Source organism: Alcanivorax sp. MD8A, from assembly GCF_002888555.1.
GTDB lineage: Bacteria > Pseudomonadota > Gammaproteobacteria > Pseudomonadales > Alcanivoracaceae > Alcanivorax.
In genome coordinates this window covers 1-13638 of sequence record NZ_AQOQ01000052.1, presented here as the reverse complement: position 1 = coordinate 13638, position 13638 = coordinate 1, and the positions used below count along the sequence as shown (strand labels likewise).

Sequence of the window (13638 nt, the reverse complement as noted above, 5' to 3'; positions counted from 1 at the left end):
GAGCGAATAACCGACGCTCCTACGGCAAGTGAGGGGGTTAAATCAGGCCTTTACCGGAAATCCGCGATGGCCGGGCCCGGCCCTTTATTCGCGGTGGAACCACCGCTCTCACAGTTTGGGTGGTCTGTGGTGGGAGCTTGCCTGCAAGCGATTAGCCCACCGGTCAGCGTCCCTTGAGGGCCCTCAGTAATGCGGTGGCGGGGCGTCTTCCACCTGGGTGGCAGCAAACGCTTCGCTCAAGTCCACCAGTCGATCCACCATCTTGCGACAGGCGGTTTCCAGCTCACGGATCTGGCGCTGTTGATCACTGACGATCTGATTGAGGGATTCGATCAGGTCTTCCTGGTAGGCCAGTTTGGTTTCGATATCAATCAAGCGGTCTTCGCTCATGGGAATCTCTCTATTGAGCTCCTGCGGAAATGGCTGGGGCAAGCAGCAAGACATCCCACCTGATCGCCTTGTCGCTTGCAGCTGTTCCCACCATTGTACTGGCCCTTTACCCACATTTCCGCTATGGTTTATTCCGTCTTGGGGGAGTAGTCGCTCGATCGCTTTCCACTGCCGTTTCACGGCACAAGCCTCAAGGTGGCCGTCAACATAGTTGCGCCTCATGCGCATGGCGTCCACGCCCGCACTGCCCTCCGGGCCACGCGGACTGACGAGACCTGAGACACGACTTGCATTCCGCTGGGGCGGGATTGGCAGGTGGTGTCTCATGTCAACGTTAATCCCGCCCCTCTGGAATAGCCTCAATGGAAGCCCTGTTCAGTTCCCTGTTGCTGGTTGCCCTTGGCGAAATCGGTGACAAGACTCAGCTACTGTCGCTGGCGCTGATCCTTAAATTCCGCAAGCCCTGGCCCATTCTGGCCGGCGTAGTCGTCGCCACCCTGTTGAATCACGGCGCCTCGGTCTGGTTTGGCGACTGGTTGGCGGACACCGTCCCGATGGACTGGATGCGCTGGATTCTCGGTATCAGCTTTATGGCCCTGGGGCTGTGGATGCTGATTCCCGATGGCGATGAAGAGATCAAGGAAGAGCCGAAATACGGGCCTTTCCTCACCGCTCTCGTGCTGTTCTTCATTGCCGAGATCGGCGACAAGACCCAGCTGGCGACGATTGCCCTGGCGGTGCAGTTCAAGGACCAGTTCTGGCCGGTACTCAGTGGCTCGACCCTGGGCATGATCGCCGCCAACCTGCCAGTCATCTGGCTGGCCCACCAGTTTGGTGGCAAACAGTTCGAGCGCCGCGCACACCGGATTAGCGCCGCCCTGTTTTTCGGTTTCGGTATTCTCGCGCTGGTGACCTGACGGTCCCCCAGGCCTGCTACAATCCAACTTTGCGTATGTGCGTATTGCCAGCGCCCCTGTTTGCGAGTGAAACCATGGCCCTGACTGCCACCATCTACAAAGCCGAGCTGACCATCTCGGATATGGACCGGGACTACTACGCCACCCATAACCTGACGGTGGCGCTACACCCTTCGGAAACCGAATCGCGGATGATGCTACGCCTGATGGCGTTTGCGCTCAGCGCCCACGAAGACCTGACCTTCACCAAAGGGCTGTCGAGCACCGATGAACCGGATCTGTGGCAACGCAACCCCGATGATACTCTGGAGCACTGGATCGAACTGGGCATGCCCGACGAAAAACGCCTTCGCAAAGCCTGCGGCCTGGCGCGTCAGGTCACCCTCTACTGCTATGGTCCCCGTGCTCCGCAGGTATGGTGGGACAGCATCAAGAACAAGGTCACCCGGTTCGATAACCTGCGCGTTATCCATGTGAGTGCAGACAGTGAAGCTGCCCTCGCCGAGAGCACCCAGCGCAGCATGCAGCTGCAGGCCATGATTCAGGATGGCCAGGTGTGGTTCGGCAGCGCAGAGCACTCCGTAGAAATGGGGCTGGACCAGTGGTACCCGGCCAACCCGCACTGAAGCAGGCAGGGCACCCATCACGTCGGTGCCCTGATTTTTGCGACTACATGCTTCGCTGATTCACCCGTGCCATAAGCTGTTCCGCGCTTTCCTTGCGCTCGGAATAGCGGTCCACGAGATAGTCGCTGCGGTCGCGGGTCAGGTAGGTGAACTTCACCAGCTCTTCCATCACATCGACAATACGGTCGTAGAACCCCGAGGGTTTCATGCGATCGTTGTCGTCGAACTCCAGAAAGGCTTTCGGCACCGATGACTGATTGGGTATCGTCACCATACGCATCCAGCGACCCAGCACGCGCAACTGGTTTACCGTGTTGAATGATTGCGACCCGCCACACACCTGCATCACCGCCAGGGTTTTTCCCTGAGTGGGACGCACTGCCCCCAGCGACAAAGGAATCCAGTCGATCTGCGCTTTCATGATGCCGGTCATGGCGCCGTGACGCTCCGGCGAACACCACACCATACCCTCGCTCCAGGTCACCCGGTCACGCAGCTCTTTCACCTTGGGGTGATCGACCTCTTCGCTGTCGGGCAATGGCAACCCATCGGCATGAAAGATGGCCGTTTCCGCGCCCATGGCTTCCAGAATCCGGGCCGCCTCCATCACCACAAGCCGGCTAAACGACCGCGAACGCAGCGAACCATACAGCAACAAAATGCGAGGTTTGTGCGCCGACGGCGTGTCGCGAAACACGGCATCCGCGGTCGGAACCCGGAAACAGTTTTTATCAAGATTGGGGGTATCACTCATTGAAATTGAACACTCCACACAATGGTGGAGATTGCCGAGACAATTTCCACCCTACGAAACCGTAGGGCGGAAATGGGCGCCAGCCCATCTCCGCCGTTCTGGTTTTCGCTATTAATTATTCACTGTTAACTATTAATTGCTTTTCTCAAACCACTGAGAGGTACGGTTGACAATCGCCACCAGTGACAACATCACCGGAACCTCTACCAGCACGCCCACGACCGTGGCCAGAGCCGCGCCGGAATGCAGACCGAACACACTGATTGCTACCGCCACCGCCAACTCGAAAAAGTTGCTGGTACCAATGAGGCAAGCGGGTCCTGCCACGTTATGTTTCAGACGCAGTTTTTTTGCCGCCCAATAGGCAATCACAAAAATGCCATAGGTCTGTATCAGCAACGGAATGGCAATCAACACAATGGCCATGGGTTTGGCCAAAATGGTCTCGGCCTGGAAGCCAAACAACAGCACCACTGTCGCCAACAGGCCCATCACGCTTACCGGTTTCAGCGCATGAACAAACTGCGCCACCCGCTCATCGCTGCCAAGCCACTGACGAGTCAAAAAGCCGGCGATGAGCGGCAATAACACATACAACACCACAGACAGCAACAACGTATCCCAGGGCACGGTAATGTCACTGACGCCCAGCAACAAACCGGCAATCGGCGCGAACGCAAAGACCATGATGATGTCGTTAACAGAGACCTGAACCAGGGTGTAATTGGCATCCCCGCGGGTAAGCTGGCTCCACACAAACACCATGGCGGTACAGGGCGCCACGCCCAGCAAGATCATGCCGGCGATGTATTCTGTAGCGGTTTGCGGGTCTACCCAACCGGCGAAAAACACCTTGAAAAAAAGCCACCCCAGCGCAGCCATGGTGAATGGCTTGATCAGCCAGTTGATCACCAGTGTCAGTAACAGGCCGCGGGGATTCTTGCCGACCTGTTTGATGGCGGTGAAATCGATCTGGATCATCATCGGGTAGACCATCACCCAGATAAAGACCGCTACCGCCAGGTTCACATGGGCGTATTCAAACCCGGCTACGGCTTCGAAGGCACCCGGCATGACCAACCCAAGTCCGACACCCGCCGCAATGGCCAGGGCCACCCAGAGACTCAGATAGCGTTCAAAAAACGGCATTACTCGCTACCCATCTCACGGTGGATTTTCTGTGCACAAGCGACAAGACCGAGCCCATTCATGCTCTCAAGGTCCAGCGATGCCAGCGCTTCAATCCGTGCGTGCAGTTCGTTATAGGTGGTCTCGAACGCAGCACGAATGGTGTCTTCGCTACCAGTAACGTGGGCCGGGTCTGCCAGCCCCCAATGCACCTTGGGCGTATCACCCAGCCACACCGGGCAGGATTCCCCGGCGGCGGCATCACACACGGTAATCACCAGATCAATCTGCTCCCCTTCCAGAGCATCCATGGTCTTGGAGCTGGGGTTATTCACGGCGACACCGTGACGCGCCAACGCAGCCAGCGCGTTTTCATTAACGGTGCCAGTGGGCGTGCTACCCGCGCTCAGGCCATGAAGCCGGCCTTGACCCAGATGATCGGCCAGCGCTTCGCCAATAATGGATCGGCAGGAATTGCCGGTGCACAAAAACAGAATTGTCAGGGGCGTATTCATATCCGTCTCTCAGAGTTAGCCGCAGCAAGCGGTGTTGGGAAGGGTAATGTTCAGGTCCTCACGGGCCGGAATCACCAGGGTGGCAATTACCTCGGCCGCCCATTGCGGCAATGCCGGGTTCAGCTGGTAATGCATCCAGGTGCCCTGACGGCGAGCCACTACCAGCTCGCATTGGCGCAGCTGGGCCAGATGCCGGGAAATGGTGGACTGCGGTGCCTGCAGGCTGTCTACCAGATCACACACACACACCTCACCCTGACCGTGCAGCAGGCAGATCAGGCTGAGACGGGTGTCATCACCCAGGCATTTGCACAATTGGGTCGGTGTTATCATGGCCGCTGGCATCCCTATATCTATATATCCGGAAATACGGATATTAAAGGTGCAAGCTACAAGCTTCAAGCTGCAACGCGGGAAAGATTTATTCCCGCGGGCAGGCATGTGGCCGCGCTTAGAAGCACAACCTTGCCGTAGGAGCGTCGCTCGCGGCGCGATTCTGGCGCTGGATCAGAAACCTTTTCACCACAGAGGCCACAGAGCACACAGAGATAACCCTTGTTTTAACTCAGTGATCTCTGTGGCCTCTGTGGTAAATCCGCCTTTAAAGGCGCAAGGTAATCGCGCCGCGAGCGACGCTCCTACGGAAATCCAAACAAAAAACCCGACCTTGTCGGGCCGGGTTTTCCTTGTAGCTTGTAGCTTGTAGCTTGTAGCTTAAGGCTGCTCTACTTTTTCAACTTCGCTTCAATCTCGTCCACGCTGATGTGGCGCACATCCTTGCCTTCCACCAGATAGATCACCTGCTCGCCAATATTGCGGGCGTGATCACCAATGCGCTCCAGCGCGCGCAGCGACCAGATGATGTTCAGTACCCGGGAAATGGAACGGGGATCTTCCATCATGAAAGTGACCAGCGAGCGCATGGCACTGCGGTATTCCAGGTCCACTTCCTTGTCTTCGGCAGCCACTTCCAGCGCTTTTTTGGCATCAAAGCGTGCAAAGGCATCCAGCGTATCGCGCAACATGTTACGCACGTGGTTACCGATATGACGAACCTCCACATAGCCTCGCGGAGACTCACCCTCTTCCGCCAGCTGCTGCCCCATACGGGCAATCTTGGCGGATTCGTCACCGATGCGCTCCAGGTCTGACACCGCTTTGGTAACCGCGATAATCAACCGCAGATCCGACGCCGCCGGCTGGCGCAGCGCCAGCACCTTGGTGCACTCCTCGTCGATCAGCATTTCCAGCTTGTCGACCTTGTCCTCGGTTTCCATCACCTTTTCCGCCAGGGCGGAATCGGCCTGCAGCAATGCCTGCAAGGCATCCACCACCTGCTTTTCTACCAGGCCACCCATCTCCATCAGGTTGTTGCGGATGGATTCCAGGGCTTCGTTGAACTGGGATGAGCTGTGCTCACCAAAATGCATGCGATCCATGATCCTGCTCTCCTTGTGCCTTAACCGAAGCGGCCGGTGATATAGGCTTCTGTCAGATCGTGTTCCGGCTTGGTGAACACGGTATCGGTATCATTCATTTCCACCAGACGCCCCAGATGGAAGTAGGCGGTACGGTTGGAGACACGGGCCGCCTGCTGCATGGAGTGGGTCACGATGGCAATGGTGTAAGACTGGCTGAGCTCAGCAATCAGCTCTTCGATCTTGGCGGTGGCAATGGGATCCAGCGCAGAACATGGCTCATCCATCAGCACCACTTCCGGGCTCACGGCAATGGTACGGGCGATACACAGACGCTGCTGCTGACCACCGGACAGGCCAGTGCCAGGCGAATGCAGACGGTCCTTCACTTCATTCCACAAACCCGCCTTTTGCAAGCTGGTTTCCACGATTTCGTCCAGGTCATATTTCTTGTTGGCCAGGCCGTGGATACGCGGGCCATAGGCCACGTTATCGTAAATGGACTTGGGGAACGGGTTCGGCTTCTGGAACACCATACCCACCCGCGCACGCAGCTCCACCACATCCAGCTTGGGATCGTAAAGATCCTGATCTTCCAGATGCAGGTTGCCCTTTACCTGACAGATATCAATGGTGTCGTTCATGCGATTCAGGCAGCGCAGGAAAGTGGATTTACCACAACCGGAAGGGCCGATCAGTGCCACCACTTCGTTCTTGCCGATGTCCAGGCTGACGCCATGGATGGCCTGCTTCTCGCCGTAGAACACCTCCACGTCACGCATGCGCATCTTCGGGTTGTCCACGTAAGGGGTCCCGACCGTCTGGTCCGGATAGCGGATTGTCTCGTCCATTGCCTGTTCACCTTCAATCTGGTCAGCCAGCTTCGCGTTACCTGGCGCTTTGTCATCAAACTTTTCTGCAGTATCCATGATTCTTACCTCGTTACCAGCGCCGCTCGAGGCGCTTGCGCAGGAACACCGCCAACGTATTCATGGCGATCAGGAAAGACAGCAGCACCATGATGGCTGCCGAGGTCAGGGCCACGAAGGATTGCTCCGGGCTATCGGCCCACAGGTAAATCTGTACCGGCAGCACGGTGGAGGGATCCAGCGGGCCACCTGGGACGTCCACAATAAACGCCACCATACCGATCATCAGCAGCGGAGCCGTTTCCCCCAGCGCCTGGGCCATACCGATAATGGCACCGGTGAGCATGCCAGGCAGGGCCAGTGGCAGCACATGGTGCAACACCACCTGCATTTTCGAGGCACCCAGGCCCATGGCCGCTTCGCGGATGCTCGGCGGCACCGCCTTGATGGCGGCACGGCTGGAAATAATGATGGTCGGCAGCGTCATCAGGGTCAGCACAATCCCCCCCACGACCGGCACTGAACGGGGCAAACCGAACAGACCAATAATCACTGCCAGCCCCAGCAAACCGAAAATGATGGAAGGCACTGCGGCAAGGTTATTGATGTTCACTTCAATGAAATCGGTGAACTTGTTCTTCGGGGCGAATTCTTCCAGATAGATCGCCGCGGCCACGCCGATGGGGAAGCTCAGCAACAAGGTCACCAGCATCGTGAAGAACGAACCGGTCACCGCGCCCCAGATACCCGCCAGCTCAGGCTCGCGGGAATCCCCGTGGGTAAACAGGGACTGGTTCCACTGCAACTCCACCCGGTCCTGCGCTTCCAGACTCTCGATCCAGCTCTTCTGGTTATCACTGAGACGGGATTCCAGGCGGTCATCCTGGGCGGACTTCACGTACACATCCACATCGTCATCCGCCAGCAGCCACAGAGTTACGCTCTGGCCCATCAAGGAAGGATCTTCCTTGAGCATGTCCCGCAGTTCATAGCCCGCCCCGGTGCTGATCAGGCTGTACAGCTCACGTCTTTCCTGACGGCCGCTGGCAGACGGAAATTCTTCACGCAGGGCATTGCGAATCACGCCATCGTAGTTGGCAAAATTGAGCTGCTCTTCGTCGCGGAAATCGCTGATGTCCAGCGTATCCTGATCGAAGATCACCTCCATTTTCACGTAGGTTTCGAAAAAGGCGCTGTGCCCTTTGCCGATGATATCCGTGAACAGCAGCACCAGGGCCAGCAGGCCAAAACCGATAGCCGAAACGCCATAGGCCTTGAAGCGTTTTTCGGCGCGGTAGCGCTTGCCCAGTGACTTGCGAACCTGTTCGGTCGTCTTGCTCATGTCAGATCCCCTAGTCGTACTGTTCGCGATATTTCTTCACGATGTGAAGCGCAATCACGTTGAGTAGCAGCGTGGTAATGAAAAGCATCAGGCCCAGCGCAAACGCCGCCAGCGTTTTGGCGCTGTCGAATTCCTGGTCGCCCGTAAGCAGCGTCACGATCTGCACCGTGACCGTGGTCACCGCCTCCAGCGGATTGACGGTCATATTGGCTGCCAGCCCTGCGGCCATCACCACGATCATGGTTTCACCAATGGCACGCGACGCGGCCAGCAGAATACCGCCCATGATGCCCGGCAACGCTGCCGGGAAAATGACCTTCTTGATGGTTTCGGAACGGGTGGCACCCAGCCCCAGCGATGCGTCGCGCAGGGCTTGCGGTACCGCCGTGATCACGTCATCCGCCAGCGACGACACAAACGGGATGATCATCACGCCCATCACCAGGCCTGCCGCCAGTGCCGACTCGGAGGCCACATCGAGACCAATCGATTCACCGAGCTGACGAATTACCGGGGCCACCGTGAGGGCAGCAAAAAAGCCGTACACCACCGTGGGCACCCCGGCCAGGACTTCCAGGGCAGGCTTGGCAAACGCGCGCACTTTGGCAGGCGCGTATTCAGCCAGATAGATAGCAGACATCAGCCCCACCGGCACCGCCACCAGCAAGGCGATGGCAGAAATCAGCAAGGTCCCCACAAACAGGGGAATGGCGCCGAAAGACCCTTCAGAGGCAACCTGATCGGCACGCAGTGCGGTCTGCGGGCTCCAGTGCAGGCCAAACAGGAAGTCCGTGGCCGGCACCTTGCCGAAGAAACGAATGGACTCGAACAGCACCGACATGAGGATGCCAACCGTGGTGAGGATGGCGATAGTGGCACTGAGCATAAACAGAGTTTGAAGAACTTTTTCTACCTGCTGCCGCGCACGCATTTGCGGCGAAATCTTCACCCAGCCCCAGGCGGTGCCCAGCATCGCCACCACAATCACAACGACCGTGACTGCCATGGTATTGAGCTGACGCAGGCTATTCAGTTTCTCCGCTGCCGCCGCGACCTCCGGCGATACCGAGGCCGGAGAAAGCGCGCCACTGGCCACATTGCTGATCTGATTGAGCATCAGGTTCGCAGCGGAGCCGTCCACCGGCTGGCTGGCCGCCGGCAGGCTTCCCATCACCATGTTGCGAATCAGGGTGTCATCAAACGCCAGCCAGGCGCCCAGCACCACCAGTGCCGGGATAGCACACCAGATTGCCGTACGCATGGCGTAGTAGAACGGCAATGAATGCAGGTGGCGGATGCCGCCCAGCGGTCGTGCCAGGGCAAAGGAACGACGGTGGCCCATGTAATAGGCCCCGGCGATCATTACCACCAGCAGCAACAGCAGATTACCGGTTTGCATGGTGTTCTCCGTTTAGGTTTTTTCTCCAGTCAACGCAGCAATAATGACGCACCGTTGACTGCAAAAAAAATGTCATAAATTTGATCGCTGGTTAAAAAGCCCGACGGTGATTCCACCGTCGGGCTGAAAGCATCCTTGCTTTTTCTTCTCTTCCAGAACTCAGCGCTTAGTGCAGCTCGGCATCAGTCATGGATACCAGGCCACGAGCCTGTTTCTGCATGTCGCCGCGCAGATCGTCGCTCAGCGGGATCATGCCTTTCTCGGCCAGGTAACCCTCGGAACCCCAGGCTTTCTCGCTGGTGAATTCCTTCACGTAGCCTTCGATGCCCGGTACCACACCCACGTGAGCTTTCTTCACGTAGAAGTACAGGGAGCGGGATACCGGGTAGTCGCCAGAGGCAATGCTATCAAAGGTCGGGGCCACACCGCCTACTTTAGCGCCCTGTACCTTGCCACGGTTCTGATCCAGGAAGGAGAAACCGAACACGCCGAATGCGTTGGGGTTCTTTTCCAGCTTCTGAACGATCAGGTTGTCGTTTTCGCCCGCTTCGACATAGGCACCGTCTTCACGGATGCTGCGACAGATTGCCTTGTACTTGGACTTGTCTTCGCCCTTGATGGCCTTCAGCCAGGGGAAGGTCTTACAGCCGCCTTCGATGGCCAGCTCGTTGAACGCGTCACGGGTACCGGAAGTCGGCGGCGGACCGAGAACCTCGATCTTGGTGTTCGGCAGCGCCGGGTTCACTTCTTTCCAGGTCTTGTAGGGGTTAGCGACCAGTTTCTCACCGCCTTTCGGATCCGGAACTTCCTTGGCCAGGGCCAGGAACAGATCACGCAGGGTGACGTCCATGTGCTTGCCTTTGGAAGAGTTGGCAAACACGATGCCGTCATAACCGATAACCACTTCGGTGATGTCCTTCACGCCATTTTCCTGGCACTGGGCAAACTCGGACTTCTTCATGCGACGGGACGCGTTGGTCACGTCAGGGTGCTGGGTCCCCACACCCGCACAGAACAGCTTCATGCCACCGCCGGAACCGGTAGATTCGATTTTCGGGGTCGGGTTGGAAGAGCTGCGACCGAAACGCTCAGCGACGGTGGTCGCGAACGGGTACACAGTGGAAGAACCCACGATGGAAATGTAATCACGGGTGTCGGCAGTGGCCGGGGCGCTGGCGAAAGCCAGGGCAGCGGCGGCGCTCGCCAGGGTTGCTTTGATCTTGAAGTTCACAATAAGCCTCCAGTTACATGGCACCGGCGATGATTGTTTTGGTCCACCCCGGTTGTTCTAAATGTTGCAAGCCAGTTCATGTTTCAGCACAGCGCATCCTAGAGACGCTTTATGACAGCCACATTACACCCATGTAGCAATTCGATTTTTTTCATTTGCCTGATCATTGCCAGAAACGGAAAACCCGCCAACCACGGGGCCTGACGGCTGAAAAGTGTGGCCAAGCCCCGTATAATCCGCCCCCATACTGACTCGGACCCAACAATAACAAGGTGTCATGAAGCACACGTTCCTGCGCTGGCAGCATCGCCTGACCCGCCTGACCACGGCCGTTGGCCGCCTTTCCGCCTGGCTTGCCCTGTTTCTGGTGCTCGGCATGGTGCTGGTGGTGGCTCTGCGCTATGCCTTTGGCATCGGCAATATCGCCCTGCAGGAATCGCTGACCTACCTGCACGGTGCCCTGTTTATGCTCGCTATTGCCTATACCCTGGCGGAAGACGAGCACGTGCGGGTGGACGTCCTCTATCAACGGTTTTCCCCGCGTACCCGTGCCTGGGTCAATTTGCTGGGCACCCTGTTTCTGCTGATGCCACTGTGTGCCGCCCTGTTCTGGCTCTCGCTGGACTATGTGGCCAGCAGCTGGCGTGAACAGGAGGGCTCCGCCAACGGTGGCCTGCCGTTCGTCTATCTGCTCAAGTCCCTGTTGCTGGTGCTGCCAGCCCTGCTGGGCATTCAGGCACTGGCCGACCTGCTTCGCCATGCGCTGACCCTGCTGGGGGCGCCGTTAGCCACGCCTACCGCACACCCGGAGGACACCCTGTGATCGAGTGGATCCCTCTGATCATGTTCGTCGCGGTGTGCCTGGTGCTGCTCAGCGGCTACCCGGTGGCCTTTGCTCTGGGAGGCACCGCCCTGCTGTTCGCCGCGGGCGGCATGGCCACCGGCACCTTTAATCCCGCCGACCTCACCTTTGTACCCAACCGCCTGTTCGGCATCATCGAGAACACCACCCTGATGGCGGTGCCACTGTTCGTGTTCATGGGGGTCATGCTGGAAAAGTCCCGGGTGGCAGAGAATCTGTTATCCAGCATGGGCCGCCTGTTTGGCCCGCTGCCCGGCGGCATGGGTCTGGCGATTATTCTGGTCGGTGCACTGCTGGCCGCCAGCACCGGCATCGTCGGCGCCACCGTGGTGACCATGGGGCTATTGTCGCTGCCCACCATGTTGCGCCAGGGCTATCAGCCGCAGCTCGCCACCGGCCTGATCTGTGCCACCGGCACACTGGGACAGATCATCCCTCCTTCCATCGCCCTGGTGCTGTTGGGCGACGTGCTTTCCAACGCCTATCAGGAAGCCCAGCTCAAGCAGGGGTTATGGTCGCTGGATACGGTCTCGGTGGGCGATCTGTTTGTCGGCGCCCTGATCCCCGGGCTGATACTGGTGGGCCTGTACCTGCTGTATGTACTGGCCATTAGCGGGTGGAAACCCCATCTTGCCCCCGCCATGCCCCGCGACGAGGCAACTGCCACCGGGTGGGGCGATATCCTGCGCGGATTACTGCCGCCACTGCTGCTCATCGCGGCGGTACTGGGCTCCATTCTCACTGGCACGGCGACCCCCACTGAAGCCGCCGGGGTCGGGGCCTTTGGCGCCCTGCTGCTGGCCGCTTTCAACCGGCACCTGAACCTGACCATTCTCGGCGAGGTAGTGCGCAGCACCAGCCGGGTGACGGCCATGGTATTCATGATTCTGATTGGGGCCAGTCTGTTTTCGCTGGTGTTCCGGGGCTTTGGCGGCGAAGACGCCGTGCACAGCCTGTTCGACGCCATGCCCGGTGGGGTACTGGGCGCGACCCTGATGGTCATGCTGCTGATCTTCCTGCTCGGCTTTATTCTCGACTTTATCGAGATCACCTTCGTGGTAGTGCCGATTGTCGGACCCGTGCTGCTGGCCATGGGGCTCGATCCGGTATGGTTGGGGGTGATGCTGGCCCTGAACTTGCAAACCTCGTTCCTGACCCCACCTTTCGGGTTCGCACTGTTCTACCTTCGCGGCGTGGCCCCGGCAGAGGTCCGCACCGCACAGATTTATCAGGGGGTAGTGCCTTTTATCGTTATTCAGTTACTGATGCTGGGTATACTGGCGCTGTTTCCGCAACTGGCTACCTGGTTGCCCGGCATTCTGTACCCCTGACACGGCTGTTGGGGGCGGAAATCCTGGATCCCGGCCTCGCCTGGGCCCGGATCGCCATGCAAGCATGGCTCCTACAGGGGGCTCAGGCTGTTTAGTGGCACTGAACTCAACGAGTTAGAGGTCTTTTCCGTTCTTCGGAAAGACAGACGAACACTTTCATGCACGGCCCCGCGCCCGCGACCAAAATGTGGATAACAACATGACCGATCACACCGACGACACCCCGCAGCCCATTGGCACCCTGGCTATCCAGACCATTGCCATGCCCCAGGATTCCAACTGGAACGGCGACATTTTTGGTGGCTGGCTGGTGTCCCAGATGGACCTGGCCGGTGCCGTTACCGCCCGCAAAAAAGCCCGTGGCCGGGTCGCCACCGTGGCCATCGATTCCATGGCCTTCTTGCGCCCGGTCCCCATTGGCGCCGTGGTCAGCTGCTACACCCAGCTGCAGGACATCGGCCGCAGCTCCATGCAGATTCTGGTGGAAGTGTGGATTCGTGAAGACACCGGCACCCTGTCCAAGGTGACCGAAGGGCATTTCACCTTTGTGGCGATTGATGACACCGGGCGCACCCGGGTGGTGCCGCAGGACTAGCCTCAAGCTACAAGCTACAACGCGAGCAGGACGGTGTGCCACACGGCACAGGTTCTGCCCGCGTTTTTTTGTGGGTGGGAAAAACAGATAAAAGGTGCCCTGCTCGACAAGAAAGACCGTTCCATTCTACCCGCGCCAGGAGAGGCTGTAGGAGCTATGCTTGCATGGCGATCCGAGCGCAGCCAGGCTCAGGGATCTCTCACCATGCAAGCGTCCAAGGACCTGGATCCTGCCTCGCTTGGGCTCGGTTCGCCATGCGAG

15 protein-coding genes are annotated in these 13638 nt (G+C 58.5%); 5 read left to right on the top strand and 10 right to left on the bottom strand.

Features of this window, described 5'->3' with window-relative positions; translation table 11 throughout:
* Positions 1–183: 183 nt before the first annotated feature.
* Positions 184–390 (bottom strand): SlyX family protein, encoded by a 207-nt coding sequence (locus A15D_RS16375; protein ID WP_102792798.1) that lies wholly within the window; start codon positions 388–390, stop codon positions 184–186.
* A 362-nt stretch (positions 391–752) separates the two neighbouring features.
* On the opposite strand from A15D_RS16375, the gene A15D_RS16370 reads away from it, so the two are divergent.
* The gene (locus A15D_RS16370; RefSeq protein ID WP_102792797.1) at positions 753–1307 is read left to right on the top strand and encodes a TMEM165/GDT1 family protein; all 555 of its coding nucleotides are present in this window, start codon (positions 753–755) and stop codon (positions 1305–1307) included.
* A gap of 74 nt (positions 1308–1381) precedes the next feature.
* Positions 1382–1933 carry a YaeQ family protein gene (locus A15D_RS16365; RefSeq protein ID WP_031226643.1) on the top strand — a complete coding sequence of 184 codons (552 nt, stop codon included), beginning with the start codon at positions 1382–1384 and terminating at the stop codon, positions 1931–1933.
* 43 nt (positions 1934–1976) lie between these two features.
* Here the strand turns inward: A15D_RS16365 and arsH are convergent, their stop codons facing one another.
* The 9 genes from arsH to A15D_RS16320 all read right to left on the bottom strand — a co-directional run bounded on the left by arsH (position 1977) and on the right by A15D_RS16320 (position 10577).
* Positions 1977–2687, bottom strand: coding sequence for an arsenical resistance protein ArsH (arsH, locus tag A15D_RS16360; RefSeq protein WP_102792796.1), 711 nt, complete (start codon positions 2685–2687; stop codon positions 1977–1979).
* Positions 2688–2819: 132 nt separating this feature from the next.
* A complete protein-coding gene (gene arsB, locus A15D_RS16355) occupies positions 2820–3836 on the bottom strand; it encodes an ACR3 family arsenite efflux transporter (RefSeq protein WP_102792795.1) in 1017 nt (338 codons plus the stop codon).
* Positions 3836–4330 carry an arsenate reductase ArsC gene (locus tag A15D_RS16350; RefSeq protein WP_102792794.1) on the bottom strand — a complete coding sequence of 165 codons (495 nt, stop codon included), beginning with the start codon at positions 4328–4330 and terminating at the stop codon, positions 3836–3838. The genes arsB and A15D_RS16350 overlap by 1 nt, the downstream gene beginning before the upstream one ends.
* 15 nt (positions 4331–4345) lie before the next feature.
* Positions 4346–4663 carry a metalloregulator ArsR/SmtB family transcription factor gene (locus A15D_RS16345; protein WP_102792800.1) on the bottom strand — a complete coding sequence of 106 codons (318 nt, stop codon included), beginning with the start codon at positions 4661–4663 and terminating at the stop codon, positions 4346–4348.
* Positions 4664–5055: 392 nt separating this feature from the next.
* The gene (gene phoU, locus A15D_RS16340; protein ID WP_369825848.1) at positions 5056–5772 is read right to left on the bottom strand and encodes a phosphate signaling complex protein PhoU; all 717 of its coding nucleotides are present in this window, start codon (positions 5770–5772) and stop codon (positions 5056–5058) included.
* 17 nt (positions 5773–5789) lie between these two features.
* Positions 5790–6677 (bottom strand): phosphate ABC transporter ATP-binding protein PstB, encoded by an 888-nt coding sequence (pstB, locus tag A15D_RS16335; RefSeq protein ID WP_102792792.1) that lies wholly within the window; start codon positions 6675–6677, stop codon positions 5790–5792.
* A 13-nt stretch (positions 6678–6690) separates the two neighbouring features.
* Entirely contained in the window at positions 6691–7959 is a 1269-nt protein-coding gene (gene pstA, locus A15D_RS16330; RefSeq protein ID WP_102792791.1) for a phosphate ABC transporter permease PstA, read from the bottom strand.
* Positions 7960–7969: 10 nt separating this feature from the next.
* On the bottom strand, positions 7970–9358 hold the full coding sequence (pstC, locus tag A15D_RS16325; protein WP_102792790.1) for a phosphate ABC transporter permease subunit PstC: 1389 nt from the start codon (positions 9356–9358) through the stop codon (positions 7970–7972).
* 166 nt (positions 9359–9524) lie between these two features.
* Positions 9525–10577, bottom strand: coding sequence for a PstS family phosphate ABC transporter substrate-binding protein (locus A15D_RS16320; protein WP_102792799.1), 1053 nt, complete (start codon positions 10575–10577; stop codon positions 9525–9527).
* Positions 10578–10866: 289 nt separating this feature from the next.
* On the opposite strand from A15D_RS16320, the gene A15D_RS16315 reads away from it, so the two are divergent.
* From A15D_RS16315 to A15D_RS16305, 3 genes are all read left to right on the top strand, one after another.
* Positions 10867–11412, top strand: a complete 546-nt coding sequence (locus A15D_RS16315; protein WP_102792789.1) for a TRAP transporter small permease subunit — start codon at positions 10867–10869, stop codon at positions 11410–11412.
* Entirely contained in the window at positions 11412–12782 is a 1371-nt protein-coding gene (locus A15D_RS16310; protein ID WP_369825847.1) for a TRAP transporter large permease subunit, read from the top strand. The genes A15D_RS16315 and A15D_RS16310 overlap by 1 nt, the downstream gene beginning before the upstream one ends.
* A 199-nt stretch (positions 12783–12981) precedes the next feature.
* Positions 12982–13377, top strand: a complete 396-nt coding sequence (locus A15D_RS16305) for an acyl-CoA thioesterase (RefSeq protein WP_022985849.1) — start codon at positions 12982–12984, stop codon at positions 13375–13377.
* The last annotated feature ends 261 nt before the right edge of the window (positions 13378–13638 follow it).

Excerpts from the sequence above, each read along its gene's own strand:
- A15D_RS16375 (WP_102792798.1), bottom strand. The coding sequence starts at position 390 with ATGAGCGAAGACCGCTTGATTGATATCGAAACCAAACTGGCCTACCAG.
- A15D_RS16370 (WP_102792797.1), top strand. The coding sequence starts at position 753 with ATGGAAGCCCTGTTCAGTTCCCTGTTGCTGGTTGCCCTTGGCGAAATC.
- A15D_RS16365 (WP_031226643.1), top strand. The coding sequence starts at position 1,382 with ATGGCCCTGACTGCCACCATCTACAAAGCCGAGCTGACCATCTCGGAT.
- arsH (WP_102792796.1), bottom strand. The coding sequence starts at position 2,687 with ATGAGTGATACCCCCAATCTTGATAAAAACTGTTTCCGGGTTCCGACC.
- arsB (WP_102792795.1), bottom strand. The coding sequence starts at position 3,836 with ATGCCGTTTTTTGAACGCTATCTGAGTCTCTGGGTGGCCCTGGCCATT.
- A15D_RS16350 (WP_102792794.1), bottom strand. The coding sequence starts at position 4,330 with ATGAATACGCCCCTGACAATTCTGTTTTTGTGCACCGGCAATTCCTGC.
- A15D_RS16345 (WP_102792800.1), bottom strand. The coding sequence starts at position 4,663 with ATGATAACACCGACCCAATTGTGCAAATGCCTGGGTGATGACACCCGT.
- pstB (WP_102792792.1), bottom strand. The coding sequence starts at position 6,677 with ATGGATACTGCAGAAAAGTTTGATGACAAAGCGCCAGGTAACGCGAAG.
- pstA (WP_102792791.1), bottom strand. The coding sequence starts at position 7,959 with ATGAGCAAGACGACCGAACAGGTTCGCAAGTCACTGGGCAAGCGCTAC.
- pstC (WP_102792790.1), bottom strand. The coding sequence starts at position 9,358 with ATGCAAACCGGTAATCTGCTGTTGCTGCTGGTGGTAATGATCGCCGGG.
- A15D_RS16315 (WP_102792789.1), top strand. The coding sequence starts at position 10,867 with ATGAAGCACACGTTCCTGCGCTGGCAGCATCGCCTGACCCGCCTGACC.
- A15D_RS16305 (WP_022985849.1), top strand. The coding sequence starts at position 12,982 with ATGACCGATCACACCGACGACACCCCGCAGCCCATTGGCACCCTGGCT.